Genomic DNA, 25,560 nt, shown 5'->3' on the forward strand with positions numbered 1-25,560 from the left:
CGCCCCGGGCGCCCAATAACGGCAACAGGAGAGAAGTGTGCGTTTCATCTACATTGCAATGATTATCGCGGTATCGCTGGCGGTATCCACCCCGGCCCGGGCCCAGCAGGGGATGGCCATCGACCCCGCAACCTGCCTCGGGTGCCACGGCGACAAGATCGAGGCCTCGCGCTTTGCGGCCTCCGTGCACGGCAAGAACGCCTGCAACAGCTGCCACGTCGAGATCACCGACCTGGCCCGGCACATGAGGGGGGAGATCAAGGTCGGCAAGGTGCAGTGCGCACGCTGCCACAAGAAGGAGGCCGCCGAGCACTACGCGAGCGTCCACATGATGCACGACATCGGCTGCGCCTCCTGCCACACCGACATCCACACCCACACCTACTGGAAAAAGGACAAGCGGGCGGTGGTGGCCAAGTGCATCCAGTGCCACGACAAGGAGTCCGTCTACCGGCAGTCCGTGCACGGCATGGCGGTGGCCTCCGGCAACCAGGACTCGGCGGCCTGCAACGACTGCCACAACCTGCACGAGATAAAGGCGGTGACCGCCAGAAACGGCCGCAGCAACAACAGCGAGTTCCACACCAAGGTCTGCCTCCGCTGCCACAGCGACCGCAAGATGATGGAGCGTAACGGCGTCTTCAACGTGGCGGTCGAGACCTACATGGAGAGCTACCACGGCAAGAACTACCGCCTGGGGTATCCCGAGCGGGTGGCGGGCTGCACCGACTGCCACACCGCCCACGCCGTCCTCCCGGGAAGGGATCCCCGCTCCACCGTCAATCCGAAGAACCTGGTGGACACCTGCCGCAAGTGCCACAGCAAGGCGACCTTCCTCTTCACCCAGTACTACCCCCACGGCGAGCATACCGACCGCGACAAGTACCCGGTCCTCTACTGGACCTTCATCGGCATGACCGGGCTTTTGGTCTCCACCTTCGCCGTCTTCTGGCTCCATACCCTCCTGTGGCTTTGCCGCGGCTTCATCGAGAACCGCGAGAAGCAGGCGGCCCTGGAGAGCGGGGAGCTCCTTCACGCGGTGCACGACGGGCATAAGCAGTACCGCCGCTTCTCAAGGCGCCACATCTTCCTCCACCTTTTGGTCATCACGAGCTTCTTAGGCCTCGCCATGACCGGGCTCCCGCTCAAATTCAGCAGCCAGGATTGGGCCAAGATGCTCATGTACTTCTACGGCGGGAGCGCCAACGCGGGGCTCATCCACCGGATCTGCGCCGGCATCACCATGGTCTACTTCGGCTCCGCGCTGGCCATGTCCATCCACTTCCTCTTCTTCCGCAAGGACCTCCCCGGGAACTTCCTCCAGCGGCTGTTCGGCCCCGACTCCCTCTGCCCGAACCTGCGCGACCTCAAAGACGTGACCGGCATGGTCCGCTGGTTCCTCTTCCGCGGCCCGAAACCCACCTTCGAGCGGTGGACCTACTGGGAGAAGTTCGACTTCATCGCGGTCTTCTGGGGGATGTTCGCCATCGGCGGCTCCGGCCTCATGCTCTGGTTCCCGCAGTTCTTCGGGAGCTTCCTCCCCGGCTGGGCCTTTAACGTGGCCACCATCGTCCACTCCGACGAGGCGCTTTTGGCCACCGGCTTCATCTTCACCGTCCATTTCTTCAACACCCACGGGCGCCCCGAGAAATTCCCGATGGACTTCGTCATCTTCAACGGCCAGATGTCCAAGCACGAGTTCATCGAGGAGCGCGGCGACCAGTGGAAACGGTACGAAGAGGAGGGGATCACCGAGCGCTTCAAGGCGGAGAAATCCAGCGGTCCCCTCTACGACTTCTTCTTCAAGGCCTTCGGCTTCCTGGCCCTTTTCACCGGCATTGCGCTCCTTTGCATGATGACCTACGCCTTCATCGCCCCCCACTGATGCGGCAGATGCGGAGCAGCCGGTTTAGGCGGGGGAGGGGCGACTCTCCCCCGCAGTATCAACCAGGAAGGACGACCGTGGGTAAGGACCGCATTCTGATTGTCGATGACGAGAGGCTGATCGCCTCGTCGCTCGCCTCGCTGCTCGGCCGGGAAGGGTTCGAGGTGGAGAGTGCCCTGACCGGCGCCGAGGCGCTCGTGAAGCTCGAGCGCTTCCGGCCGCAGCTGGTCATGCTCGACATCTCCCTCCCCGACATGGACGGGCTCGAGCTCCTCAGGCGGGTCAAGGGGATAAACGGGGAGACCCGGGTGATCATGATGACAGCCCACGCGAGCGCCGACTGCGCCTTGCAGGCGCTCAAGGACGGGGCGGAGGATTTCTTCGGCAAGCCCTTCGACCTGGAACTGGTCAGGCAGGTGGTGCGGCGGACCCTGGAAAAGAGGGAGGCCGGGGAGGAAAAAAGCGCGCCGGAGCTTCGCAGGAGCGTAGGGCACGGGAAGATGATAGGCAACTCCCCCAAGATGATCGGCGTCTTCAAGCTGATCAAGGCCGCCGCGGATGCCGACGCCAAGACGGTGCTCATCACCGGGGAGAGCGGCACCGGCAAGGAACTGGTGGCCAGGGCGATCCACAGCCACAGCGGCCGGGCGGGCGCCCCCTTCGTGGAGGTGAACTGCGCCTCGATTCCCGAGAACCTTCTGGAAAACGAGCTCTTCGGCCACGAGAGGGGCGCCTTCACCGACGCCTCCCGGCTGCACAAGGGGCTCTTCGAGGCGGCGCACGGGGGGACCCTCTTTCTCGACGAGATCGGGGACATGCCCTTACCCATGCAGGCCAAGGTCCTGAAGGCCATCGAGAACCGCCGCTTCAGGAGGCTCGGCGGGCGCGAGGACGTGGAGGCGGACGTCCGCATCGTGGCCGCCACCCACCAGGACCTCCCGAAGATGGTGGCGCAAGGGAAGTTCCGCGGCGACCTCTTCTTCCGCCTGAACGTGATGCACATAGAGCTCCCCCCGCTTCGCGAGCGGGCGGAGGACATCGAGCCGCTCGTGCAGTACATGATCGAATCGCTCAACGCGGAGTACGGCAGGAAGGTCGCCGCGCTCTCGCCCGCCACCCTCGCCTGCCTGGCCGGCTACCACTGGCCCGGCAACGTCCGCGAGCTCCGTAACGCCATCGAGCGGCTGATGATGCTGGAGCCGGGGAACGTCCTCCCCCCCGACCAGCTCCCGGCCGAGATCAGGGGGGTTAAGGGCTCCCGCCCGATGGAGCGGAAGGGGGTAAGCGGGGAGCGGCCGGCCGGGGAAACCATCGAGCTCCCCCCCTCCGGCATCGCCCTCGACGAGCTGGAAAAGCTCATGATCCAGAGGGCGCTCGCCATGAGCGAGGGGAACCAGACGAGAGCGGCGAGGCTTTTGAAGACCAGCCGGGACACGCTCCGCTACCGGATGAAGAAGCACGGGCTCGGAGAGGGATCCGGGAATCATCCGGCCTCGGGAAGCTGAGGCCACCGCTACCAACACCCCGCGGCTGCCGTCCCTTCGGGTTGGGCCGGCCGGCGCGGTCATCCAGCAGTGAGAAAGAGGGAGAGAAAGAGACATGGAAAGGAACACCGTAGGGAAACTCTTGTTGGGGGCGCTGGTAGTGGCGCTGGCCGTCCCCGCCGCAGCCCTGGCCGACGATCAGGCGCTGCAGACCAAGGTCGAGGATCTGACCAGGAAGGTGCAACGGCTGGAGGAGAAATCGCTCAGCCGGTGGCTGTCGGTGAGCGGCGACTACCGCTTCCGGATCGACAGCCTGCGGGGGGCCACCACCCCCTACACCGACGTGAACCAGACCTTTTCCTTCGCCCAGAGCCAGATGAACAGCGGCTTTCTCAACGATCCGGCCGGTTTCGGGCCGCAGGTCGCCGCCTTCCAGAACTTCGCGACCCAGATGAGGGGGGCCACCACCTACCAGGCGGCCAACGCCTTCCTGGGGAACAACCAGGCGATGCTCGGGGCGCTCCAGAACTTCGCCCAGGTCGTCCCCGCCTACAAGCCCAACAACGACACCCTCTACACCAACCGGCTCGGGCTCAACATCCACGCCAAGGCGACCAAGGACGTCACCGTCAACGTCCGGCTCCTCGCCTACAAGGCCTTCGGCTCCCAGGACGACTCTTCGGTCACCAACGCGGGCTCCACGCCGTTCTTCGCCGACCGGACCGGCGTCTTCGACGGGACGCTCGGGCACGTCCCCTCCTCGAGCTTTTTGAACGTCGACCGCGCCTACGCGACCTGGTCCAACATCGCCGACCAGCCGGTCTGGTTCTCGGTCGGCCGTCGCCCCTCCACCGGGGGAGCCCCCGGTAACCTCCGCACCAACGACGAGCGCCCCGGTAACGGCGGCACCCCCGCGCTCCTCGTCGACTACGCCTTCGACGGCATGACCATCGGCTGGGCGCCGGACATCGAGGCGCTCCCGGGCGCCTACGCCAAGGTCTGCTACGGTCGCGGCTTCGAGAGCGGGTTCGAGAACCCGGGCAACAGCCTGAACGACACCGACATGCTCGGCGTGGCGGTGGTCCCGGTCGACACCGATCCCCTGCGGGTCTGGCTGCAGTGGAACCGCGGCTTCGACATCTTCGACTTCCCGGTCATGAAGAACACCGCCTTCGGCGACACCGCCCCCACCGTCAACCTGGGCTCCATCGACTGGTACGGCGCAGGCGCCATGAGCACCCTGAAGGACATCGGCCCCGGCAAGCTCAACTTCTTCGGCGACGCCGGCCTGAGCGTCACCCACCCCAACAGCAACGTCTCCGCGGGCGCCGGGTTCCAGGGGCTCATGACCGGCCAGTTCTTCCGCCCCGAGGCACCCAACGACAAGACCGGCTGGGCCGCCTACCTGGGCGCCCGTTACGACTACACCCCGACCGACACCAAGCTCGGCTTCGAGTACAACCACGGCTCCAAGAACTGGATCACCTTCGCCCCCGCCGCCGACGACATCTGGACCTCCAAACTGGGTACCCGCGGCAACGTCTACGAGGCCTACCTGATCCAGGGGCTTAGCATGAAGGCTGTCTCCTCCTACCTCTCCAAGGCCTTCTTCAGGATCGGCTACCAGTACTACGACTTCGAGTACACCGGGAGCAACAACTGGGTCGGGGCACCGGTCAAGATCTCCTCGATCAGCGCCTCCGACATGATGATGCTGACCCCGGTCAAGTACGCGCACGACATCTACGGCACCTTCGAAGTGAAATTCTAACGGGACGGGTGCCCCGAGAGAGGGAGCCCGGAAAAAGGAGAACGAGATGAAAAAAGCGATATCCACGATGGTTCTGGCGGCGGTGGTGGCCGTAGGCCTTGCGAGCTCCGCCTGCGCGGAAGAGGTCAAGTTCGTAGGGGTCATAACCAAGATCGAGATCGCCGGCAAGGACGCGAAGAGCGCCACCGCCACGGTGAAGGACAACGGCTCCGGCACCCCGGTGGTGGTCACCGTCAACGACGAACTCACCCTCGACAAGTTCAAGGACCACCGCATCGTCGAGGGGGACGAGATCCGCTGCAAGTACGAGGTCACCGCCGGGAAGAACGTCTCCAAGCTCTTCAAGAAGACGGCCGGCTGCTAGCATTCAATGCCCCGCCGGCACGGGCCGCGGGGCCTACTTAAAAAGAGAGGAATCAAATGACCAGAACAAGCATCATCGCGGCGGCTTTCGTCCTCGTCGCGTCCACCGCCATGGCCGGTGAGCACTTCGGGCGGGAGAGCATCGAAAAGAGCGGCTACCAGGGGCCCGAGACCTGCGAGGAGTGCCATCCCGGCACCGCCAAGGCCTTCCTCGACACCGTACACTGGAAGCACGCCTCGAAGGTGACCAACGTCGACGGCATCGATCCCAAGAAACCGTACGGGATGAAGAACCGCATCTACGTGATGTGCAACGGCAACGACATCGTCAATAACCTCAAGGAGATCCCGAAGAGCCCCGAGACCGGCAAGACCAAGTTCTCCGGCTGCAACACCTGCCACCCGGGCAACCACTTAAGCGACGTCGGGAGCACCGGCCCCGAGGCGGAGAAGGCCATCGACTGCCTGGTCTGCCACTCCAGCGACTACGATTACAGCAAGAGAAAGCCGTTCAAGGACGAGCAGGGGCGCATCGTCATGGGGCAGGACCGCAGCACCAAGGCCGCCCTCGCCATCGGCAAGCCGAGCGTCAAGAACTGCATGGTCTGCCACGAGGCCGCCGGCGGCGGCTACGTCGTCAAGCGCGGCTTCTCCTTCACCAAGGAGACCGACGTCCATGCCGCCAAGGGGATGGTCTGCGTGGACTGCCACAAGGCCAAGCACCACAAGATCCCCACCGGCCTCGACCCCAACAACTGGGCCAACGACGGGGTGAGGATCACCTGCGCGGACGCCTCCTGCCACGGCGACAAGCCCCACAAGGATGCCGACCTCAACCGCCACATCGCGAAGATCGCCTGCCAGACCTGCCACATCCCCCGCACCGGCGGCGCCTTCGCCAAGGATTTCACCGTCTGGACCCAGACCTCCGACAAGTTCTACGAGCCGACCACGCTCAAAAAAGAGGCCAACGAGACCACCCCGGTCTACGCCTGGTACAACGGGACGGTGGCCAACACCCCGCACTTCATCGGCCCCAAGGGAAGCCGCAAGGACGGCAAGAGCAAGATCATGCCGTTCAAGATCTTCCAGGGGAAGGCCTTCTATAACGCCAAGACCGGCGAGCTCCTCTCCATGGATTTCGCCCCCCCCATGGCAAGCGGCGACACCCGCGGCGGCGTCGAGTCGGCGGCCCGCACCCTCGGGCTGAAGAACCCGGAGCAGGTGGCGAAAAGCGCGGTCCCCGGCTGGCAGACCATCTACTTCGGCTCCAACCACCTGGTCACCAAGGGGAAGGCCCTCTCCTGCGCCAACTGCCACGCGCCGAACGGGGTGCTTAACTTCAAGAACCTCGGGTACACCGACAAGGAAATCGTCAGGCTGACTACTCCCGAGCTCTATCTGAAGCAGCTCGTCGAGAAGCAGAAGGAAGAGTGGTAGTACGTTCCGGTCCCGCCCTCCCGCACCGGCAACAGCAACGGTGCGGGGCGGACGGGCCAACAGCTCCCGGCGGAGCGATTGGGTGACGACGATGGCATGCGAACTACACGACTGTTGTCAGTTCTTCAAGGACAACATGGCGGAATTCCCTCAGGCGGCCGAGTACATAAAGAAGAAGCTCTGCTTCGGCCAGCACGAACAATGCACCAGGTACATGATCTACAAGGAGTCGTGGAGCGGAAGGATGGCGGCTTTCTACCCTCCCGGCGACGAGGAGGCGGTCGCCAAGGCCACCCGGTGCCTGGGTAAGAAACAGGGGGCGCCAGCGAATGGCCAGGGTGACGCAAGTCCCCTGCCCGACCAGTCGGCCGTTACCTGCGCCGTCGGCCACTCCGACAAGTAACCTGCCGCAAGGCAGCCCGGGCACCGCTGCCCACGGTGCCTTTTTCTCGAAGCACTCCTCTTGCCCCCCTCCTTGCGAGGGGGGATTTTTTTTGCCGATCAGCGAAGATCTTCCGCTACGCGCCCCCTCCCCTGCCCCGTCCTCCCCCCCGCCTCTTCTCGAAGGAGAGGGAGTGTCGGTCCCAGCGGGAGATGGTCCCCCGATCGGCTTTTTCCACCTGCGACTCCCCGTCTTCGAGCCCTTTGCATGTAAGAATGCCCCTCTGTTATGATGGTCAAGGCAGATACATCGTCGTGTCCCGGGCTCTGCCACGGGACACGGAGAAGGGAGGTAGCGTCATGGCGTATCCGGATGCAAAAGTACAAAGCAGAGAAGCGGTGAACCCGGTGGTAAACAGAACGGGTGAGGGAGGAAACGTCGCCAACGTATTCCTGCAACCCGTGGCCCCCCCCAAAGTAAGCATCCCTCGCCCCTTCAATGGAGGGGGTGGCCGCCGGCCGACCAATATACCCTCGCCCCTTCAGGGGAGAGGGTGGCCGAAGGCCGGGTGAGGGAGGTTTTAGCCGTCACTGCCCCTTCCCCCTCCCTCCCTCCAGCTCCCGGATCTTCTCCTTCAGCTCCACCATGCGCAACTCCCGGTTGACCAGGAAACGGTTGATGAGCGTCAACTGTTCGTTGTTCTTTTCCAGTTCGGCGGTTCTCTCTTTCACCCGTTGCTCCAGATCTTTGCTGAGAGCAAGCAGCGCCTGTTCCGACCGCTTCAACTTTTCGAAGTTGCGTGCATTTTTGACGGAGAGGGCACAGACCGGCATCAAAACGGTGAGCGCCATGTTGAGATAGTGCTGCCGGTATTCGGGAAAGGTGATCCCGTCGACGATGACCAGGCCGAGGGTTTCGTCATCCTGGACGACGCGGAACAGGCCGCCGCCCGGTTCCTTCCAGCAGTGATTGCCGGCGAAATCGGCGAGACGCCGGACGGTCGCCTCGTCGGGCGTGCCGCACCCGGCCCGCAAAGAGTGCGTGCGCAGCGGCTGTCCTTCCGCGAAGCTGATGTAGGAGAGCTCCTTTGGCGCCAACAGCATGTTGAAGATATCGAGTATCAGCCGTATGGTTTCCTCTTCGTCCTGCATGCGGTTAAACCGGCCGAGGAGGTCCAGGGCCATGGCGTGATCCGAGCACTGCTGTCTCAGTTTGGCGACCGTCTCCTCGGCGTTGAGCCGTTCCTTTGCCAGTCTGCGCTTGAGAACGATGACGGTGAGCAGGCGGGAGAAGTGGTCGAGACCGACGTCGACGACCGCATACGGAAGGCCGGCGTATTCCGCAAATTCCTTGAGGTGAGTGGACGACTCCTCGCCCACCCCGGTGTCCAGCAGGACGAGTTTCCTGGCCGTTTCCAGCAGGAAGCCCCGCAGCCCTTCCCTGGTGAAGCCCCAGGATGCGATCCGCTCCCTCCAGTGGGCAAGCCAGCCGGGGGTCAGGAGGTAGGCGCCCTCCCCTATCGCTCTTTCCACCTCGCCTCGGCCGGCGAACATGGCGAAACAGGGAGTGGTGATGTGAAGGCGAAGGGGAGCGCCGCTGCCGGCCGCATCCCGCAGGAGCGCGAGACAGGAATCGCCGACGACATCCGCTTCGGCGCCGGCGGGAAGGCCGTGCGAGGCCTCCTCCAGAGACAGAGGCGGACGGCCACAGCGGCTCGGAAAGGCGCGGACCGTTACCCCGTCGAAGACGTCATCCGACGCAAGGACCGCCCTCGCCTCCTCCAGGTAGTTCTCGCAGACCAAAAGGTCGATCGTGTCAGCCATGTTCCGCCACCTGGGTCAGGGGATAGCGTCCCCACCTCCGCACGGCCTCCGCGATGGCGTAGAGCACCGGCTCCGGCACCTGCCAGGGGATCTCCCCGTGGTTGTCGGCCAGGATGAACCCGCCCCCGGCCCCGGCCGCCGCGATGGCATCCCTTACCGACCTTTCCGCCTCTTCATCGCTCCAGTGGCGCATTTCGATGGCATTGAGGTTCCCTACCACGGTGAGCCTGCCGCGGCAGGCCGCCTTGACCGTCTGCAGATCCTCCAGGACGCTCACCCCGATGGCCATGGTGCCGGTATCGGCAATATCCCCGACGATGGGGAGGCAGCGGCCGGAGGCAAGGTGGGTCGCGGTCGCCCCTTTTATGCGGGCGATGGTGCGTTTTGCCACCGGAAAGCCGGTCTTCAGGTACAGCTCCCGGGGAACCACCGATGTCGACGAGACCGGATCGAAATAACAGATGAAAGTCGCTCCCGCGGCGAGTTGGGCGTTGGCCCAGGCGACGCAGAACTCCTCGTTGACCGCCATCAGCCTCTCGAACAGAGACGGCTGTTCATGGATAAGGTCGAGGTAGGGGCCAAACCCCATCTGCATCACCGGCGCGGAAAAAGGCGAGACCACCACGCCGACGATAGGAACCTCGTCGCCGGCCCGGGACTTCATGATCCGCTGGGCCTTGAGCACCTCCCGCAGGCAGGGCGAATCCGCGATCGAGGGGGGGGCCAGGCGGGGGATCTCCTCCGGGGAACGGATCAGCGGCGCGCCCGAGTTGGGGGGGCCGTCATCGCTGAAGATGACCTCCCCGCCCCAGGCCTCCACCTCCACCGGCGCATAGGAAAAACCGTTCAGGCAATCGTGGCCGTATTTCGCCCGCATGCGGAGCTGACCCTCGGCCACCAGTTCACCCTTGGAAAAATACTCCCTGATGCTGAGCCCCAGCTCCCGGGCCCCGTGCATGGTGAGGGAGAGGAAGTAGGGAACGCGATCCGGCTCCCGGTTGCCCATGGTGGCGAATACCCGTTGCAGCGAGGTCATGGCGGTCATCGGCCACCTCCGGTCAGCTCCTGCAGAATCGTGACGGCATCCGAGGCGTTACGCCCCATCGCATCGGCGCCTACCTCACGCCACAGCCCCTGGTCGAAGCAAAAGGGTGCGCCACCGACCACGATCCTGACCGGCAGGCCGGCGAGGTTGAGCCGGTGCCGCAACTCGGTGATGTGCAGCGCCGAGTGGAGCATGAGCACGGAGAGCAACAGTATCTCGACGCGGTCCTCCGCCACCAGCCGCAGGGTGGAGTCGAGATCGACCCGTCCGTAATCGCGCAGTTCGTAACCCGCCGAGCGCAGCACCGAATGCACGAGCCGCTTGCCGAGCATGTGGTAGTCCTCGTAAACGGCGACGGCGAGCCGCGGCTGGCTCTTTCGGCCCGGATCCCCGAGCGGCAGGAAGGTCTCGATCAGATTTTCGCAGATCCGCCCCGCCATGTAGATCTGGGAGAGTGCCAGCTCTCCGGCTTCCCATCCGCGGCCGATCTCGGTCAGGGAGGCGGTTATCAACATTTCCAGGGTCGGCACCACCCCCAGCCTATCGATCGACTCCTGCAGCACCTCCTGCGCGGAAACGCGGTCCAGGGCGAGCAGGGCGTTCTTGAATGCGGCAACTGACTCTTTCATCCTCAGCCTCCCGCAACGCTACTGCCATAGAAAAGTCCTCGATATGTAACTTTCCCAGTTAAAGTATTGTTGTCAAGGCACTATCCCATCCGCTGCGTGTCTTGAGAGCAGCCGCGCAGGTGCGGATCTGAAGCTGGGGCAAAAAATCGCCGCGGCGGCGGTTGACTATGACCAAAATGAGTGCCTACTTATACTCACAGATCATCCTGACACCCAACTCAGGTCAAGCACAGGTGGCGACCATGACAGACAGAATGCTCATCCCTTCCATCGAAGAAAGAATCGGCAGTCTCATCGAAGTCACCCGCAGGAACCTGAAGGAACACGGCCTAGCCGGAGAGAGGCTGCGCCCGACCGTCACCCTGACGAGAGAGTACGGCTGTCAGGGGTATCCGGTCGCGGCGCAGTTGCAGGCGGTGCTGGAAAAGCGGACCGGCGCGCCCTGGCTGGTCATGGACCGGGCGCTATTGGAGGCGGTGGCCCAGGATAATCGCGTCAACGAAGAGGTGCTGGCCAACATCGGCAGCCGTAACCGCTTCCTGGACGACATGCTCTCCACCTTTACCCCGCGCTGGAAGAGCGACAAGGATTACTACCGGCTGCTGGCGCGCCAGATCCTCGCGCTCGCGCAGCAGGGGAACGTGATCCTGGTGGGGCGCGGAGCGGCGATCTTGACCCAGGAGCTGGCCAACTGCTTCCATTTCAGAATCGTCGCCCCCATGACGTTCAAGGTGAGTAGCGTCATGGCGCGGACCAAGCTTCCCTCCCACGAGGCGCAGGATCTGATCAGTGAGCGGCAGGGGCAGCGGGACGCCTTCCTGAAAGACTTCCTGGGGCGCGACATCGCCGACCCGACCCTCTACCACCTGGTCTTCAACAACGCGAGATGCCCCGCCGGACAGATCGTGGCCCTGATGACCCACGTGATGTTCCCGACCGACACTCCCCCCTCCAGATGAGAGGATGACGAGTCATTGGCCGCAGGCCGGGTGAGGGAGGTCGGCCAGAGGCGGCGCCCAACAATAATGCAATGGGCACTCGGCATAAACCGGGTGCCTTTACTTTTAGCCATGGTAATCCTCACAGGCAGCCGGCTTCTTTTGGGAACGCAAAGAGCTGTTGCCCTTTTTGAAAACTTTGGTATGTTACGGGCATGCGCGAGAGCCTGACAGCCATACTGCTCATAATGGTCGTACTACTGACTCCGGTAGCCTGTTTTGCTCACCCGTGCACGGACTTTCACGCGGCCACCGATTCAGAGGTGCAGCTGCAGCTATTCTCTCCCGAGCAGGGCCCACCTCAACTCGAAGCAGACTGTTGTGAAACGAGCTGCTGCTGCGCCGATTACCTCCAACTCGCGCCCCTTTCAACCGTCGCCTACTCCCCCGCCATTTCCCGCAATCGTATCCCGGCGCTCATTGCCGTCCTCCCGCAGGTATCTTCCGAGATATACGTCCCCCCGAAAAACCGCAACCCCTCCGCCTGACGTCATCGTTGAGCATGTCCTCCTGAAGTCGCCCACAAGCCGCTCTTTCCGCCCAGCCAGCCGCGCACTCCTCTTCAGAGGGGGCGACCGGGGGCAGGATGGGGAAAATGCCGCAAGCGGCTCATCGTCCTCGCACCGGTCTCATGTTACCCGCAGGGGTAGGCAACGATCGTTGCCCGGTCCGGCAACCGTCGTGCCCCTCTTGTCCCGGGCATGAAGACCGCCACCGCAAAGGAGATACACTATGAAATGTCCCGTCTGCACAGGAATTGACCTTAAAATTGCCGATCGCAATGGCGTGGAAATCGATTATTGCCCGGAATGCCGCGGCGTCTGGCTCGATCGCGGAGAGTTGGACAAGATACTCGAACGTTCCCAGAGCTACGCCACCCCATATCCCCCCGAACGGCGCCCCCAGCATGACGGGTACGGCCTGCAAGGTCATGACGGCCACCATAACGACCACCACGGATCGCACGGCTACCACAGGAAAAAGTCGTGGCTGTCCGAGTTGTTTGACTGACCGCCGGACGCAGCCCCTCCCCTCGAGGTGGGGCGGATGGGGTGAGAAGATGACTGGCGGGCAGGTGCCGTTGACCTGCCCGCCAGAGATGAACGGGGCTCCCATGAAAAACAGGGGGGAAGGACAATGGACCTCCACAACATCGCCGGACTGACGTCGCTCGAGGCTGAGGAAATTCTCCGCGAGGAAGGCCCCAACGACCTCCCCTCTTCCGGGCAACGCGGGAACCTCAGGATTGCCCTCGATGTCATGCGGGAACCGATGTTCCTGTTGCTGGCGGCCTGTGGCGCAGTTTACCTGCTGGTTGGGGACATGCAGGAAGCCCTGATGCTGCTGGCCTTCATCTTTTTCGTCATGGGGATCACGCTTTACCAGGAGAGCAAAACGGAGCGGGCCTTGGAGGCGCTCCGGGATCTTTCCAGCCCCAGGGCACTGGTGATTCGGGATGGTGTCCAGAAACGAATCGCAGGCCGCGATGTCGTCCGTGGCGACATCATCGTTCTCGCGGAGGGGGACCGGGTCCCGGCCGACGCCCTGGTCCTCGATTGCACCAACCTCGCTTCCGATGAATCGCTGCTGACCGGAGAATCGGCCCCGGTGAGGAAACGGCCGGGCGATGCGTCCTCCCCACTTCTCCAGCCTGGCGGCGACGACCTCCCCTTCGTATTCTCCGGGTCGCTGGTGGTAAGCGGCCAGGGGCTGGCCCGTGTCACCGCGACCGGCCGACAAAGCGCGATCGGAAGAATCGGCGCTGCTTTACAGACGGTAACGGCCGAAGAAAGCCCGCTCCAGAGAGAAACCGCCCGGCTGGTGCGAATCCTTGCCACGGTGGTATCCGCTCTGTGTGCGATTCTAATCGTCACTTACGGTCTCACCCGCGGCCTCTGGCTCGACGGTATGCTGGCGGGTCTCACCCTGGCCATGGCAGTGATGCCCAACGAACTGCCGGTGGTCCTTACCATCTTCCTCGCCTTGGGAGCCTGGCGGCTCTCCCGAACCCAGGTCCTTACCCGGCGATCGCCGGTAGTGGAAACCCTCGGCTCGGCAACCGTGCTCTGCGTGGACAAGACGGGCACCTTGACCCTGAACCGGATGGCCGTCGCGGCCCTGCACACCGACGGCCTCCTCTGCCACGTTGGCGATTTCCGCACGGATCTGCCTCCCGAGGTTTTTCATGATCTCGTCGAGTTCAGCATCCTCGCCAGCCAGCGGGATCCCTTCGATCCCATGGAGCGCGCGATCAAGGAATTCGGCGATACCTTCCTCGCGCACACCGAGCATCTGCACGGCGACTGGTTCCTGGAAAAGGAATACCCGCTCTCGCCGGAATTGCTTGCCATGTCCCATGTCTGGCGGGCTGCGAAAAGTGAAACCTATGTGATAGCCGCCAAAGGCGCGCCTGAGGCGGTCTTCGACCTTTGCCATTTCGCGGAAAACGAGCAGAAGGAGATGATGGCGGCGGTTACCAAAATGGCCGACGATGGATTGCGGGTCTTGGGGGTCGCCCGCTCGTACTTCCGTGAGGAGGGGTTGCCGGGAGCGCAGCACGATTTCACCTTCGAGTTCCTGGGTCTGATCGGTTTTGCCGACCCGGTGCGCCCTACCGTGGCCGGAGCCCTGCAGGATTGCTACCGGGCCGGCATGAGAATGGTGATGATCACCGGGGATTATCCCGGCACCGCCAGAAGCATCGCCCGGCAGATCGGGCTAAGGGAGCCGGACCAGGTGATCACCGGCGACGAGATGGCTCGCATGGAGGCGGGTGAATTACGGGAACGGGTGAAAACCGTCAACATCTTCGCCCGCGTCGTCCCGGAACAGAAGCTTTGTTTGGTCCAGGCGCTCAAGGCCAATGGCGAGGTCGTCGCCATGACCGGCGACGGGGTCAACGATGCGCCGGCGTTGAAAGCTGCCCATATCGGCATAGCCATGGGCGGAAGAGGTACCGACGTGGCCCGTGAGGCCTCCGCTCTTGTGCTTCTTGATGACGACTTCGCCTCGATCGTCCGAGCCGTCCGGATGGGGCGGCGGATTTTCGACAACCTCAAGAAGGCGATGGCATATCTGTTGGCCATCCACGTGCCGATTGCCGGCATGTCGCTCATCCCGGTTTTCTTCAAATGGCCACTGCTTTTCATGCCGATCCATATCGCTTTTCTCCACCTGATCATCGATCCCGCCTGTTCCGTCGTCTACGAAGTCGAGCCGGCCGAGCCCTCCGCGATGCACCGGCCGCCGCGAAAGCCCCAGGAGCCGCTGTTCAGCAAAATGGTTCTCCTGTTGAGCACTCTGCAGGGACTGGGCGTCTTGCTGGTGCTGCTGGCGGTGTTCGGCGTTTGTCTCAACCGTGGGCAGGGAGAGTACGAGGCACGGACCCTGACGTTCATGACGTTGATCATAGCCAACCTCGGGCTGATGATCACCAACCGATCCTGGTCGGCAACGATAGGCTCCATCTTGAGGGCACCGAATTCAGCCCAGTGGTGGGTCACCGGGGGGGCCTTGGCATTTCTCGCCGTAGTACTGAACATTCCCGTGGCCAGGGAAGTATTCCGTTTCAGTGCCGTACATCCGGTAGATGTCGCCATATCGGCGTCCGCCGGTCTTCTGAGTGTGCTGTGGTTTGAACTGTTTAAAAAGTTACAGATGAAGGGCCGGGGGAGGCAGTAACGGTGGCGTAGCTTCGGCCACCCTCGCCCCTTCGGGGGAGAGGGTGGCCGAAGGCCGGGTGAGGGAGGTTGTAAGCCCCCCCCTTCCCTAAGCAAATCAACCCTTTGGAACAGAGGTTATCAACTTCCGTTCGAAAAGTGAAACTTCCGAAAAAAAGTTGTTAACTTCCATCCGAAAAGAGAAACTTCCACGCAAAAGTTATCAACTTCCGTTCAGAAAGTGAAACTTTCGAGCAAAAGTTATTCACTTCCGTTCGAAAAGTGAAACTTTCGGAGAAAAGTTATCAACTTCTGTTCAGAAGTTAAAACTTTCGGACAAAAGTTGTTAACTTCCATTTGGAAAGTGAAACTTTTGCGCAAAAGTTGTTAACACCCGAGCAAAAGTTATGCACTTTCAAACGAAAGTTATGCACTTTCACGCAGAAGTTAATCACTTCCGTTCGAAAGTTATGCACTTTCGCGCAGAAAGTGAAACTTCCGCAGAGAAGTTGTCACCTTTCATCTAAAAAGTGTAACTTCCGCAGAAAAGTTGTTAACTTCCGTTCGGAAAGTTTAACTTCCGCGGAAAAGTGATCAACTTTCGTTCGAAAAGTGAAACTTCCGGAGAGAAGTGGATAACTTCAGCTTGGAAAGGGAAATTTCGAGGCGGGAACGTGAAGTGGGAACGCAAAGACCCGGCCAGAGGGGGAACGGCTGTACCCGTTTCCCCTCTGCCGGGCCTCCGGGCCCCTTCGGGCCGTTCTTTTTGCGGCGGGATTACAGGACGCGGACGGTGACCACCTGGGACCAGGGGCTGTAGACGCCGGAGCCGTAGCATCTGACCCGGAAATGGTAGACCGCGCCGGGGGTGAGCCCCTTTATCTCGATGTTACGGCAGCTGTCCGCTTGCGCCGCGTCGACCCAGGCCGATTGATCGGTGGGGTCGCCCTGGCAGATCTGCACGTAGTACATCGAGGCCATTAGGATCCTGCCGACGCTGACGTAGACTATGCTGCTGTGGTTGTCCGAGCGTTTCACCTTGGGGGTGGTTGGCGCGGTGACGCCCAGCGGCGCCGGATTCTTCAGCAGCTTCTTCTCCCTCTTTTTTTCTTCGAGGTGGAGGTTCCCCCTGACCGACGGCCTGTTTTCCACGATCGACCTGGTGACCACCCAGTTCACCGTGGCCGAAACCAGGAGGTCAGCCTGGGGCCGATAGGCGTCCAGCTCGGCCTTCCGGAAGCGGTCACCCCCTTCCGCCGCCCTGGCCAGACCGATCATCTGGTTCCCCCCCTCGATGATCTGTGCCCCACCGGCGAGGGGGCGTGGAATGGCGTTTTCCCCTTGGTGGTCCTCGTGTTTCGCCAGTGCTTCCCCGAATCGCACCATCCAGAAGCCGTACTCGAGATGGCCGAGTGACCGCCAGGTGGGCTCGATAAGGTCGAACGGGTTGGTTGCCATAGTAGGTCTCCTTGTACGAGGTACGAGAGTCTCCGAACAGGCACTGCTTGGCATTAAAACACATCAATGAGTCCTGTCAAGCGCTCCTGAAAAAATGGCCACCGCCGCTGCCTCTTCTTGACATTCAAATTATTGAATGCATCTTGGACCTATGCGACAATACCGAGGGGAGGTCAGCAAATGAATGTATGTTTTCCGGTTCTGGAAAATAATGGATTGGAGAGTCAGGTGGCTCCTACTGACGGGGGGAAGTAGAAGTTCTCTTTTAATCAGGATGGTGTGCGATGCTTCGACTATGGATAGTGGTGATCGTCTTGGTGTCGACGTCAACAGCCGCTCAGGCCAACTGGCAACTGTACCGGAAGGACCGGCAGGTCGCCGCCTCGTTCGACCTGCTGTCCTTCGCCCCCTATCACGGCCAACCGGCGGTGTGGGTACGCTGGCACTACGTCACCCCCCGGTCCGGATTGGGAGGTGTGAAGCTCCTTTTTACCGCCGATTGCCAGAAACACCGGCTCTATGACGTCGCAGAGTATCCCTATGACACGGCGGGCGAGTTCCTGACCCCACGAAAGCATTACCGCTCCCCGAAGGAGTATCCCCTTTCCCCCGGCTCCCTCAACGAAGCCACCTACAAGCTGCTATGCCACTGAGGTAAAGGCCCAGCCAGCAGCATCTCCTTTGCCAGGGCATATTCCTCCTCCAAGCCCTCATAAGCCTTTCTGAACTCCTCCCTCTCATTCGCTTTTTCTAGAAATGCGTTATGGTCATGGGGTACGGGTTCATACTTCAAGTCAGCCATTTTGAACCTCCTTCATCCTCTTCCGAGCTATCTTCAACTCCTGCTCTGGCATGCCCTGCAATTTCTTTCCGCCATGAATGGCAGAGAATTTCAGAGGGGACCTACTTGATATTTGTATCGCTCTGTCCAAAGGTGGTGTTCGACAAGAGCGGAGCCGCTTGGCAACAAGGAGAAGGAGGATGATTCACGGTTGCTAATACAGTTCGTTACATCTAAACTCACCCTCAGCCATTCAGGGCGTAGCGATTGATGGACGATTCCTCTCGGTGAGCGATGTATGATCGGAAAGAGGCGGGCACTACCTGAACCGCCAAAAGTAAAGCGTTTGCTTTTGTCGGTAATCGTCGGCGCGTTTTGGGTGGTGGCAGGGCTGAGGATACAATCCGCCCGCGCCGAGGAGATCCCGACTCCCGCTCTGCCATCAGCCTCTTCTCCGGTTGCGGCACAACCGGCACCGCCAATGCAAACGGCGCCGTCCCATTCACCGCCCCACCCGGGACAACAAAGCCAACTCGCGCCCCCCTCCGAGACTCCGTCATCTGCTCCCGTTCCCCGTGCCCAGGGCGAAGGAGGTGCGAACACGGGGAGCACTCCTTTCCAGCCGGAGCCAGGGTTGAAGGGGGCGAGTGTACCACTTTTGGGCAAACCGCGCCCCGCGGCCCGCCCAAGCCTCCTCCCCCCGGAAGCCTACCTCCCCGGCCCCACCTTTTTAGACCAGTTGGCGGACAAGATCCGGGCCTTGGGGAAAACCGCCGAGGCCGCGCACGACCGTGTGGAGTCGGGCATTTTGCAGCAAACGGTACGTCTGGACACCTTTTTCGGCACCCCCAACATGGAAAAGGCGCCGGGAACCTCGTACCACCTCGTCTGGCGCAATTCGCTGCGATGGGAACAGGGGGGGAAATTCGCGCCGGGCGCCACGGTGCGGGCGGACATCGCCCTCAAGCGGCTCGACAACCGGCTGAACCTCATCATCTCCGGTGAGAAGGAGCCAGATCCCATTTCGCCCCGGCTCCCCCAGGATCCGGGCAACCCCGGTTTTGACCGTACCACCCAGCCCGCCCGGTTCGTAAACACCGAACTGCGTTACCAGCTGCGCCGGACGCCGACCACCTACGCCTTCCTCGGAGCAGGTATCGATCTCTCCATCCCGATCCAACTGTTCACACGGGCCCGTTACCAATACGCCTACCGAATCAGCGAGCTGTCTCTGGCACGCATGGCGGAAACGTTTTTCGTAAAGAGCAAGGCGGGGCTCGGCGAAACGACGGAATTGATCCTGGAGCGCTCCCTCGACCCGAAGAGCCTGCTTCGCTGGTCCAACTCGGGTACGGTATCCCAGGAAATCGGGGCGATGGAGTGGGGTAGCGAACTGGCCCTGCTCCACGAGCTCAGTTCGCGCAGCGCGATCACCGTGGGGGGGAGCATTTTCGGCCAGACCGCCGTTGATGACTGGATTAACACCTACGTGATCTCGGCCCGCTACCGGCGCAACTTCTGGATGCCCTGGCTCTTTTACGAGGTGGAGCCCCAGGTCTCCTGGCCGCGCCAGGCCGACGGCGCCTTCCCCATCGTGTATGCCATTACCTGCCGGCTGGAGATCCAGTTCCAGGGGAGGGAAGGGGCGCAAGGTCAGGGGCATGTTTTACCCCGTCCCGATGAAAAGGCGGCGCTTGACCAGGTTCATGCGCAGGCCAGTCCCCCCCCTGAACTTGCTTTGTGAAGATATAAAGCTGATGGTGGACGTCATCGAAAACCGGCTCGGCGACCTACTGGATTTTGCCGACGCCATCGTGCAGGAATTCCAGAGGGAGCCATCCGAGTAACGCCCCCCGCCCCAGCAACAGGGTGGCAGTTAAGGTTCTTGCTTGCTATGCCCCGGAACGAATTTGATTTCAAGGTGGCAACCTACGGCCTGAGCGTATTTCTTGAGAGTTGCCACAGAAGGTGCATGTTTACCGATAGCTTCCAATCGCGACACTGCACTCTTTGTCGTTCCCATCAGTTCAGCGACGGCCTCTTGTGAAAGCCCTACTCGCGCCCGAGCCGCAAGCATCTCCTTTGCCAGGGCATATTCCTCCTCCAGGCCCTCATAAGTATTTCTGAACTCCTCCCTCTTATTCGCTTTTTCTAGAAATGCCTTGTGGTCATGCGGTACCGGTTCATACTTTAAGTCAGCCATTTTGAACCTCCTTCATCCTCTTCCGAGCTATCTTCAACTCCTGATCCGGCGTGGCTTGTGATTTCTTGATGAATGCATGCAGAACGACAATCCGCCGTCCCACCACGAAACAATAAAATGCCCGGCCGGTTCCTTCTCGCCCCCGCGGTCGTACCTCAAAAACTCCGCCACCCATTGATCGGGAGTGTGGCATGCGCAGGTTTGGCCCAAACTCCATCAACAACTCGATGATCCTCGCATAATCAGCAAGGATACCGTCAGGCCAAGATTCGATCTCGGCAAGAACTCGAGCGTGAAAATATTCAATGGTGAAATTCATGGGCAAAGGTTAGCAAATTTGAGAACACGTGTCAATTCTGGGTGAGTGACAACGCCGAGACACTCGTTTCCCGCCAGCTGCTCAAATGGGGGCTATCCGCACAGAGCATAATCCCGATCAGCCGACGTGGGCTCATGGTTGGTGGTCTGCCCGTCAACTACATCTTCCGGAGTTATGCGTTAACCAGTGCCGGATACCGGCCTGTCTTGGTTGCCTTCCGCCGGAGGAAACGTGGTGAGTGCTTTACGAAATACGTGGCAAATGATAATTCTGGTGGTCGATATCGGTCCGCGGGGAGGAATCTATCGATGAAACCGCAAATCATCAAGAGGGATGGCAAACCGGAGTACGCGGTGATCCCTTATCAGGAATACCGCCGTCTGTTGGAGGATGCCGAGATGCTGGCGGATGTGAAGGAGTTTGATGCGGCCAGGACGGCGCTTGCCGCCGGCGACGAGGAGGCCATACCGGTGGAGGTAATCGATCGGCTGCTTGAGGGCGAGCATCCTGTCAGGGTCTGGAGGGAATACCGTGGCATCTCCGCAGGTGAGCTGGCCAAATCTTGCGGGGTGACTCCGGCCGCCATATCGCAGATCGAATCCGGGAAGCGGACGTCATCGGTCCAGCTCCTGCAAAAGATAGCGCGCAGCCTCAAAGTCGATCTCAGCGCAGTTATCGCGCCCGAGGAGGGAGCTGAAACATAAGCACACCCATCACCACACAAGATGCCTGGGGCAGGCCTACAATGAGCCAATTAGTTCAAGCATGTCTTTTTCCGGCCACAACCACTTGCCCCTGGCGGTCAGTGGCCTCTTGTTGAACCACTTCGCGGCCATGATGGGATCAACTTCCAGGATGTTGCTGTAACCGGAAATGAAGTAATCAAACTCACCACGGGACTGATTCAACGTCCCGAGCACTGACCGGTCGGTTACCGTATCAAACTGAGCAGGCCCCATCACCAGCTCAACCCGCTTGAGAGTTGCTTCAGAGACTCCCATCGACATAAGTACGGCCAAGTAGAGCTTTTTATGAAGTAGTCCCAGGTTATGAAACTCTTCTTTCTTGAGGCCAGCCTCGAAGAGTACAAAACGGGTGCTGTCGTGGCAAAACATGACGCACTGCCGCCGGTCGATGACATGGAGATGCGCATGCCAAGAGCCGAGAGGATTACTATCGCCCAGCGGCGACGGTGACACCGAAGCCAGCTTGGCTGCAAGCGCCTTAGTGCAGTGGAAAATCATCTATCAGCTCCCCCTTGACACGTCTCCGAGAATTAACAAACAAGACTTGCCCCAAAGGACGCCACCGGCTTCACAGACCAGTGCCACCGAAAGCCTGCCGCCACTTGTCCTCGATCGGGGAGACGATATTGCTTTGGTGCCACAAATTCGACCTTGAATTCTCAGCCTGGTCATACGCCCAGAAGGCGATCCGCTTTGTGGCATTGATATCATGCAGAATACCGCGGTCGTCAAATTCCCGCGCGAGTAAAGCCCCAAGGTTGGAGTTCCTCAATTGCCACCGTTCGAGATGCTCCTGGCCGGCCAGGTAATCGCGTTTGTTTCTGTTGCAGGTGGTATGGGCCAGCACAAAATTATGCCCGAGGTCGATAGGATAACGAGCCCAAGGGATAAAGTGGTCAATCTCCCCCGCCTCTCTCAGCCGTCCACTACAATAAAAGCAGCTGTCCACCTGGACATCCTTCAGCAGCGAACGCAGTCCCGGCTGGGCCGTTCGCTCCGCACCAAAGAGAAATTCCGCGAGATCTGCCTTGCCGAGGGTGTCCTTATTGATGCGCCTGACATGTCGGGTCCAGGCGCCCTGCACCATGTTTCGTATCAGGTCGTAAAAACGCCGAAAGTTGAAGACCACGCCGGGAAGAAGATCGATCCTGCTTCCGGAGCCATGCTGAACGTAGAGAAAGGGCAAGGTGGACCGCCCGACGACCTGCAGCTTCCAGAGGGGCATGCTGGCAATGGTCTGTGCCACGCTGCGGACAAGCGCTTCCCACAAGACGACTTGCCGCCTGGCTATTGAGAGGGAGCCACTGAAGGCAGCATGGAGTTCCACGATGCGGTTCAAAATCACCGGTTGATTACCGGTGCTGTGCTTTAGCAACCGCAACTCCAAATCTGCGTCATCATGTACATAAGGGACGGCCTGTCGCCAATAATACTCGATGAAGCTCTCAGCGATGTCACGCGTTGTGAGCCGCACAGACTCGCCGTCGTCGGAGCCGTATTTCACTGAAAAGTCGGCAAGGGACAAGATGAGGGCAAATTTGTAGGTGGCGACGAAAGAGCCTTCGTCCAAAAGTCTCTGCAAGTTCGACAAAAACTGCAGCTGTTCTTCAGCGGACGGTCTCGCCATTGCTATTTCCAGTACGCAGCCCTGGCGGGGAAAATCCAACGCACGCCGCCACGCGGGTCAGGCATATCCCCCAGGTAGCGGGGGATGAGGTGGATATGGAGATGCATAACCGTCTGCCCGGCAGCAACTCCGTCATTTATCCCGATGTTGAAGCCATTGGGGGAGCGTTCTTGCAGAAGCAGTTCACGCGCCTCCCCAAGTAGAGAGAATAATGCCGCCCTCTCCTCTTCTGTCGCCTCAAAAAGAGAGGCTATGTGACGTCTGGGAATGATCAGCGTGTGCCCGGGGGATACGGGAAAACCATCGAGGATGACAACGGCAAGCTCATTACTCGCCGCGATACGGGAGGGATCAAGGGCGCAGAATGGGCAAAGTGATGACGATATTCCATCATGCATGGCAGCAGATCACCATCCGAAAAGAATTGGGCTTCATATATGACGGCCGCAGATTAGGACATGCAAAAGGTAAAGTCAAAGAATTTACCTTCTCGCGAGCCTCCCATCCGGCCTGCTCATTGCCATACCTTTCTTAAAAGATAAATTCAGCTATTAGCTTTCGGCGTGGCCGCACAACGCTCTGCCGTCCCATACTTGATACAGCTCTGGGAGCTACTGGTGGTACATTCTGTTGGCCGAAACGGCTAGAAACAGAGTCTTAGAGAAATTGTCGCGCTTGAGAAGTTGAAAAAGTAAATATTACAGATGCGACCCCAGAGGTGCCACCCAATAACGTCGTCTAGTGGGCGGCCCTCTGCGGCACGTGGGAACTCCACACGGTCGATTATCGTCCCAGGTAACCCTAATGGCTCCGAGCCGATCAGCATTGCTAACAGATAGTGTGCGCCTACCTGAGCCTCGAAGGGGCTTCCTGCCGGTCCGCTTGCCGCTGGACTGCTAGCAATCTCAGGTTTATTCACGGCCATCGAGATACCTACCGAGTAATTAGTTACACAAACGCCTCAAGACAGCTGTGCGACGTCCAAAAACATAGTTATCACGTCATTCGGTGTCGGCCGCCATGGTAATTTGCCAGTTTGAAGGGGGCTGTCGCCAACGAAATTTTCCACCCCCGTCGCCAGCCTAATTTTCCAGTTTGGCTGCAACCGTCGCCAACCTCATTTTCCACTTAGCGATCAGCGGAGTTCCTTCTACCCTGTGCGGATCATTTCCGTGCAGGAGACCTCATGGCAAGAAGGAGCATACCGNCGCCATGGTAATTTGCCAGTTTGAAGGGGGTTGTCGCCAACCGAATTTTCCACCCCCGTCGCCAGCCTAATTTTCCAGTTTGGCTGCAACCGTCGCCAACCTCATTTTCCACTTAGCGATCAGCGGAGTTCCTTCTACCCTGTGCGAATCATTTCCGTGCAGGAGACCTCATGGCAAGAAGGAGCATACCGATGATTGAGATCAGTGAAGTGCTGTATCAGTGGCAGCAGGGGCGTAACAAGAGCCAGATCGCTGCCAGCCTCGGCATCACCCGCCCCACCCTACGCAAGTATTTGGAACTGGCCACGGCCGCCGGTCTGACCATGGTCAGCAGTGCCGAGGAAGTCGCCGCCATCGCCCTGTCCGTACTGGCATCGGTCACCGGGGCCAAGGCTGTCGCCCCGGCACGTGATGCAATCGCCGTGCACCACGACCGGATCAAGGAGCTTTTGACCGAGCCGGACATGACCGCCAGGCAGGTCTGGCGGCTTCTGTCCGAATCGGGGCACCACTTCAGCGAGCGCAGCGTGAACCGTTACGTCAACCTGATCGCACCGGGCCAGCCGGATGTGACGGTGCGTATCGAGGTTCCGCCCGGCTCGCAGGCCCAGGTGGACTTCNGCAATCGCCGTGCACCACGACCGGATCAAGGAGCTTTTGACCGAGCCGGACATGACCGCCAGGCAGGTCTGGCGGCTTCTGTCCGAATCGGGGCACCACTTCAGCGAGCGCAGCGTGAACCGTTACGTCAACCTGATCGCACCGGGCCAGCCGGATGTGACGGTGCGTATCGAGGTTCCGCCCGGCTCGCAGGCCCAGGTGGACTTCGGCCAGGTGAAGATCGTCCTCGGCGGGAAGCGCACCAAAGTCTGGGCCTTCGTACTGACCCTCTCGTACAGCCGTCACCGCTTCGTCCGGTTCGTGGAGCGCCAGGATGTTGCTACCTGGCTCGATTGCCACATCCTGGGCTTTCAGTTCTTCGGCGGAGTTCCCGCCACCGTGCTCCTTGACAACCTCAAGAGCGGAGTCGCGAAACCCGACCTGTACGACCCGACCATCAACCGGGCCTATGCGGAACTGGAGCGTCACTTCGGCTTCGTCGCCGATCCCGCCAAGGTGCGCACCCCTGAACACAAGGGGAAGGTGGAACGTTGCATGCCGGTCGTAAGGCAGCAACTGGTCGCCGGCAGAAGCTACGCTGACCTGGCCGAGGCCAACGATAAGGCGCTTATCTGGTGCCGGGAGGAGATCGGCAAGCGCCCGCACGGCACAACGCACGAGGCGCCGCTGGTACGTTTCGAGAGGGACGAGTTGCAGGCGCTTCAGCCGCTTCCGCAATCGCGCTTCGACCTGCCGACCTGGAAGGAGTGCACCGTCCACCCCGACCACCACGTGGTCTTCGAGAAGAGCTACTACTCCGTACCGACTCGCTTCGTCGGGAAAAAAGTCTGGGTGCGCGGAGGTNGAACACAAGGGGAAGGTGGAACGTTGCATGCCGGTCGTAAGGCAGCAACTGGTCGCCGGCAGAAGCTACGCTGACCTGGCCGAGGCCAACGAGAAGGCGCTTATCTGGTGCCGGGAGGAGATCGGCAAGCGCCCGCACGGCACGACGCACGAGGCGCCGCTGGTACGTTTCGAGAGGGACGAGTTGCAGGCGCTTCAGCCGCTTCCGCAATCGCGCTTCGACCTGCCGACCTGGAAGGAGTGCACCGTCCACCCCGACCACCACGTGGTCTTCG

The 25,560-nt window shown here is 60.9% G+C and carries 23 protein-coding genes and 2 pseudogenes; 15 read left to right on the top strand and 10 right to left on the bottom strand.

Annotated features, from left to right (window positions below; translation table 11 throughout):
- Positions 1 to 58 precede the first annotated feature (58 nt).
- The 6 genes from ACYVL5_RS19875 (at position 59) to ACYVL5_RS19900 (ending at position 7,346) form a co-directional block, all read left to right on the top strand.
- Positions 59 to 1,885 (top strand): cytochrome c3 family protein, encoded by a 1,827-nt coding sequence (locus tag ACYVL5_RS19875; RefSeq protein ID WP_460597342.1) that lies wholly within the window; start codon positions 59 to 61, stop codon positions 1,883 to 1,885.
- Between the two features lie 77 nt (positions 1,886 to 1,962).
- On the top strand, positions 1,963 to 3,390 hold the full coding sequence (locus ACYVL5_RS19880; protein WP_460597321.1) for a sigma-54-dependent transcriptional regulator: 1,428 nt from the start codon (positions 1,963 to 1,965) through the stop codon (positions 3,388 to 3,390).
- Positions 3,391 to 3,484: 94 nt separating this feature from the next.
- Positions 3,485 to 5,140: a DUF3373 domain-containing protein gene (locus ACYVL5_RS19885; RefSeq protein WP_460597322.1), complete on the top strand. Its 1,656-nt coding sequence runs from the start codon at positions 3,485 to 3,487 to the stop codon at positions 5,138 to 5,140.
- A 46-nt stretch (positions 5,141 to 5,186) separates the two neighbouring features.
- A complete protein-coding gene (locus ACYVL5_RS19890; RefSeq protein ID WP_460597323.1) occupies positions 5,187 to 5,504 on the top strand; it encodes a hypothetical protein in 318 nt (105 codons plus the stop codon).
- Between the two features lie 56 nt (positions 5,505 to 5,560).
- Positions 5,561 to 6,943 (top strand): cytochrome C, encoded by a 1,383-nt coding sequence (locus ACYVL5_RS19895; protein ID WP_460597324.1) that lies wholly within the window; start codon positions 5,561 to 5,563, stop codon positions 6,941 to 6,943.
- A 91-nt stretch (positions 6,944 to 7,034) separates the two neighbouring features.
- Positions 7,035 to 7,346 carry a hypothetical protein gene (locus ACYVL5_RS19900; protein ID WP_460597325.1) on the top strand — a complete coding sequence of 104 codons (312 nt, stop codon included), beginning with the start codon at positions 7,035 to 7,037 and terminating at the stop codon, positions 7,344 to 7,346.
- A 566-nt stretch (positions 7,347 to 7,912) separates the two neighbouring features.
- Here ACYVL5_RS19900 and ACYVL5_RS19905 read toward each other — a convergent pair.
- Genes ACYVL5_RS19905 through ACYVL5_RS19915 form a run of 3 tightly spaced genes read right to left on the bottom strand, consistent with a single transcriptional unit; the run spans position 7,913 to position 10,822 of the window.
- On the bottom strand, positions 7,913 to 9,148 hold the full coding sequence (locus tag ACYVL5_RS19905) for a DUF1638 domain-containing protein (RefSeq protein ID WP_460597326.1): 1,236 nt from the start codon (positions 9,146 to 9,148) through the stop codon (positions 7,913 to 7,915).
- On the bottom strand, positions 9,141 to 10,193 hold the full coding sequence (locus ACYVL5_RS19910; RefSeq protein WP_460597327.1) for a uroporphyrinogen decarboxylase family protein: 1,053 nt from the start codon (positions 10,191 to 10,193) through the stop codon (positions 9,141 to 9,143). The genes ACYVL5_RS19905 and ACYVL5_RS19910 overlap by 8 nt, the downstream gene beginning before the upstream one ends.
- Positions 10,190 to 10,822, bottom strand: a complete 633-nt coding sequence (locus ACYVL5_RS19915; RefSeq protein WP_460597328.1) for a cobalamin B12-binding domain-containing protein — start codon at positions 10,820 to 10,822, stop codon at positions 10,190 to 10,192. The genes ACYVL5_RS19910 and ACYVL5_RS19915 overlap by 4 nt, the downstream gene beginning before the upstream one ends.
- 242 nt (positions 10,823 to 11,064) lie before the next feature.
- Here ACYVL5_RS19915 and ACYVL5_RS19920 point away from each other — a divergent pair, with 242 nt between their 5' ends.
- The 3 genes from ACYVL5_RS19920 to ACYVL5_RS19930 all read left to right on the top strand — a co-directional run bounded on the left by ACYVL5_RS19920 (position 11,065) and on the right by ACYVL5_RS19930 (position 15,501).
- The gene (locus ACYVL5_RS19920) at positions 11,065 to 11,781 is read left to right on the top strand and encodes a cytidylate kinase-like family protein (RefSeq protein ID WP_460597329.1); all 717 of its coding nucleotides are present in this window, start codon (positions 11,065 to 11,067) and stop codon (positions 11,779 to 11,781) included.
- A gap of 771 nt (positions 11,782 to 12,552) precedes the next feature.
- A complete protein-coding gene (locus tag ACYVL5_RS19925) occupies positions 12,553 to 12,831 on the top strand; it encodes a TFIIB-type zinc ribbon-containing protein (protein ID WP_460597330.1) in 279 nt (92 codons plus the stop codon).
- Between the two features lie 126 nt (positions 12,832 to 12,957).
- A complete protein-coding gene (locus ACYVL5_RS19930; protein WP_460597331.1) occupies positions 12,958 to 15,501 on the top strand; it encodes a cation-translocating P-type ATPase in 2,544 nt (847 codons plus the stop codon).
- Positions 15,502 to 16,256: 755 nt separating this feature from the next.
- Here the strand turns inward: ACYVL5_RS19930 and ACYVL5_RS19935 are convergent.
- Positions 16,257 to 16,937 carry a fibronectin type III domain-containing protein gene (locus ACYVL5_RS19935; RefSeq protein WP_460597332.1) on the bottom strand — a complete coding sequence of 227 codons (681 nt, stop codon included), beginning with the start codon at positions 16,935 to 16,937 and terminating at the stop codon, positions 16,257 to 16,259.
- A 284-nt stretch (positions 16,938 to 17,221) separates the two neighbouring features.
- On the opposite strand from ACYVL5_RS19935, the gene ACYVL5_RS19940 reads away from it, so the two are divergent.
- A complete protein-coding gene (locus ACYVL5_RS19940) occupies positions 17,222 to 17,590 on the top strand; it encodes a surface-adhesin E family protein (protein ID WP_460597333.1) in 369 nt (122 codons plus the stop codon).
- Here the strand turns inward: ACYVL5_RS19940 and ACYVL5_RS19945 are convergent.
- Entirely contained in the window at positions 17,569 to 17,739 is a 171-nt protein-coding gene (locus ACYVL5_RS19945) for a hypothetical protein (protein ID WP_460597334.1), read from the bottom strand. The two genes, ACYVL5_RS19940 and ACYVL5_RS19945, sit on opposite strands and share 22 nt — an antisense overlap.
- Before the next feature lie 637 nt (positions 17,740 to 18,376).
- Here ACYVL5_RS19945 and ACYVL5_RS19950 point away from each other — a divergent pair.
- A complete protein-coding gene (locus ACYVL5_RS19950) occupies positions 18,377 to 19,462 on the top strand; it encodes a hypothetical protein (protein WP_460597335.1) in 1,086 nt (361 codons plus the stop codon).
- A gap of 132 nt (positions 19,463 to 19,594) precedes the next feature.
- Here ACYVL5_RS19950 and ACYVL5_RS19955 read toward each other — a convergent pair whose 3' ends face one another.
- A complete protein-coding gene (locus tag ACYVL5_RS19955; protein ID WP_460597336.1) occupies positions 19,595 to 19,921 on the bottom strand; it encodes a helix-turn-helix domain-containing protein in 327 nt (108 codons plus the stop codon).
- Positions 19,914 to 20,240, bottom strand: a complete 327-nt coding sequence (locus ACYVL5_RS19960; protein ID WP_460597337.1) for a type II toxin-antitoxin system RelE/ParE family toxin — start codon at positions 20,238 to 20,240, stop codon at positions 19,914 to 19,916. Before ACYVL5_RS19960 ends, ACYVL5_RS19955 begins: the two co-directional genes overlap by 8 nt.
- Positions 20,241 to 20,548: 308 nt before the next feature.
- Between ACYVL5_RS19960 and ACYVL5_RS19965 the strand changes: the two genes are divergently transcribed.
- A complete protein-coding gene (locus ACYVL5_RS19965; RefSeq protein WP_460597338.1) occupies positions 20,549 to 20,944 on the top strand; it encodes a helix-turn-helix transcriptional regulator in 396 nt (131 codons plus the stop codon).
- A 36-nt stretch (positions 20,945 to 20,980) separates the two neighbouring features.
- Here ACYVL5_RS19965 and ACYVL5_RS19970 read toward each other — a convergent pair whose 3' ends face one another.
- The 3 genes from ACYVL5_RS19970 to ACYVL5_RS19980 form a co-directional block, all read right to left on the bottom strand.
- Positions 20,981 to 21,484, bottom strand: coding sequence for a DUF6933 domain-containing protein (locus ACYVL5_RS19970; protein ID WP_460597339.1), 504 nt, complete (start codon positions 21,482 to 21,484; stop codon positions 20,981 to 20,983).
- A gap of 70 nt (positions 21,485 to 21,554) precedes the next feature.
- On the bottom strand, positions 21,555 to 22,613 hold the full coding sequence (locus ACYVL5_RS19975; RefSeq protein WP_460597340.1) for an HNH endonuclease domain-containing protein: 1,059 nt from the start codon (positions 22,611 to 22,613) through the stop codon (positions 21,555 to 21,557).
- Between the two features lie 2 nt (positions 22,614 to 22,615).
- On the bottom strand, positions 22,616 to 23,011 hold the full coding sequence (locus ACYVL5_RS19980) for an HIT family protein (protein WP_460597341.1): 396 nt from the start codon (positions 23,009 to 23,011) through the stop codon (positions 22,616 to 22,618).
- Positions 23,012 to 24,433: 1,422 nt separating this feature from the next.
- Between ACYVL5_RS19980 and istA the strand changes: the two are divergent.
- From istA to ACYVL5_RS19995, 3 genes and pseudogenes are all read left to right on the top strand, one after another.
- Positions 24,434 to 25,147: pseudogene (istA, locus tag ACYVL5_RS19985) on the top strand (IS21 family transposase); the annotation flags it as partial.
- Positions 25,133 to 25,360: a Mu transposase domain-containing protein gene (locus tag ACYVL5_RS19990; RefSeq protein WP_460597343.1), complete on the top strand. Its 228-nt coding sequence runs from the start codon at positions 25,133 to 25,135 to the stop codon at positions 25,358 to 25,360. The pseudogene istA and the gene ACYVL5_RS19990, both read left to right, overlap by 15 nt.
- Positions 25,314 to 25,560 (top strand): annotated as a pseudogene (locus ACYVL5_RS19995) (IS21 family transposase); the annotation flags it as partial. The gene ACYVL5_RS19990 and the pseudogene ACYVL5_RS19995, both read left to right, overlap by 47 nt.

It is taken from the genome of Geomonas sp. Red276 (assembly GCF_054784495.1).

Coding starts and splice junctions, on each gene's coding strand:
- ACYVL5_RS19925 (WP_460597330.1), top strand. CDS start 12,553: ATGAAATGTCCCGTCTGCACAGGAATTGACCTTAAAATTGCCGATCGC.
- ACYVL5_RS19945 (WP_460597334.1), bottom strand. CDS start 17,739: ATGGCTGACTTGAAGTATGAACCCGTACCCCATGACCATAACGCATTT.
- ACYVL5_RS19905 (WP_460597326.1), bottom strand. CDS start 9,148: ATGGCTGACACGATCGACCTTTTGGTCTGCGAGAACTACCTGGAGGAG.
- ACYVL5_RS19975 (WP_460597340.1), bottom strand. CDS start 22,613: ATGGCGAGACCGTCCGCTGAAGAACAGCTGCAGTTTTTGTCGAACTTG.
- ACYVL5_RS19955 (WP_460597336.1), bottom strand. CDS start 19,921: ATGGCTGACTTAAAGTATGAACCGGTACCGCATGACCACAAGGCATTT.
- ACYVL5_RS19980 (WP_460597341.1), bottom strand. CDS start 23,011: ATGCATGATGGAATATCGTCATCACTTTGCCCATTCTGCGCCCTTGAT.
- ACYVL5_RS19895 (WP_460597324.1), top strand. CDS start 5,561: ATGACCAGAACAAGCATCATCGCGGCGGCTTTCGTCCTCGTCGCGTCC.
- ACYVL5_RS19885 (WP_460597322.1), top strand. CDS start 3,485: ATGGAAAGGAACACCGTAGGGAAACTCTTGTTGGGGGCGCTGGTAGTG.
- ACYVL5_RS19930 (WP_460597331.1), top strand. CDS start 12,958: ATGGACCTCCACAACATCGCCGGACTGACGTCGCTCGAGGCTGAGGAA.
- ACYVL5_RS19875 (WP_460597342.1), top strand. CDS start 59: ATGATTATCGCGGTATCGCTGGCGGTATCCACCCCGGCCCGGGCCCAG.
- ACYVL5_RS19900 (WP_460597325.1), top strand. CDS start 7,035: ATGGCATGCGAACTACACGACTGTTGTCAGTTCTTCAAGGACAACATG.
- ACYVL5_RS19915 (WP_460597328.1), bottom strand. CDS start 10,822: ATGAAAGAGTCAGTTGCCGCATTCAAGAACGCCCTGCTCGCCCTGGAC.
- ACYVL5_RS19940 (WP_460597333.1), top strand. CDS start 17,222: ATGCTTCGACTATGGATAGTGGTGATCGTCTTGGTGTCGACGTCAACA.
- ACYVL5_RS19920 (WP_460597329.1), top strand. CDS start 11,065: ATGACAGACAGAATGCTCATCCCTTCCATCGAAGAAAGAATCGGCAGT.
- ACYVL5_RS19960 (WP_460597337.1), bottom strand. CDS start 20,240: ATGAATTTCACCATTGAATATTTTCACGCTCGAGTTCTTGCCGAGATC.
- ACYVL5_RS19910 (WP_460597327.1), bottom strand. CDS start 10,193: ATGACCGCCATGACCTCGCTGCAACGGGTATTCGCCACCATGGGCAAC.
- ACYVL5_RS19970 (WP_460597339.1), bottom strand. CDS start 21,484: ATGATTTTCCACTGCACTAAGGCGCTTGCAGCCAAGCTGGCTTCGGTG.
- ACYVL5_RS19890 (WP_460597323.1), top strand. CDS start 5,187: ATGAAAAAAGCGATATCCACGATGGTTCTGGCGGCGGTGGTGGCCGTA.
- ACYVL5_RS19965 (WP_460597338.1), top strand. CDS start 20,549: ATGAAACCGCAAATCATCAAGAGGGATGGCAAACCGGAGTACGCGGTG.
- ACYVL5_RS19935 (WP_460597332.1), bottom strand. CDS start 16,937: ATGGCAACCAACCCGTTCGACCTTATCGAGCCCACCTGGCGGTCACTC.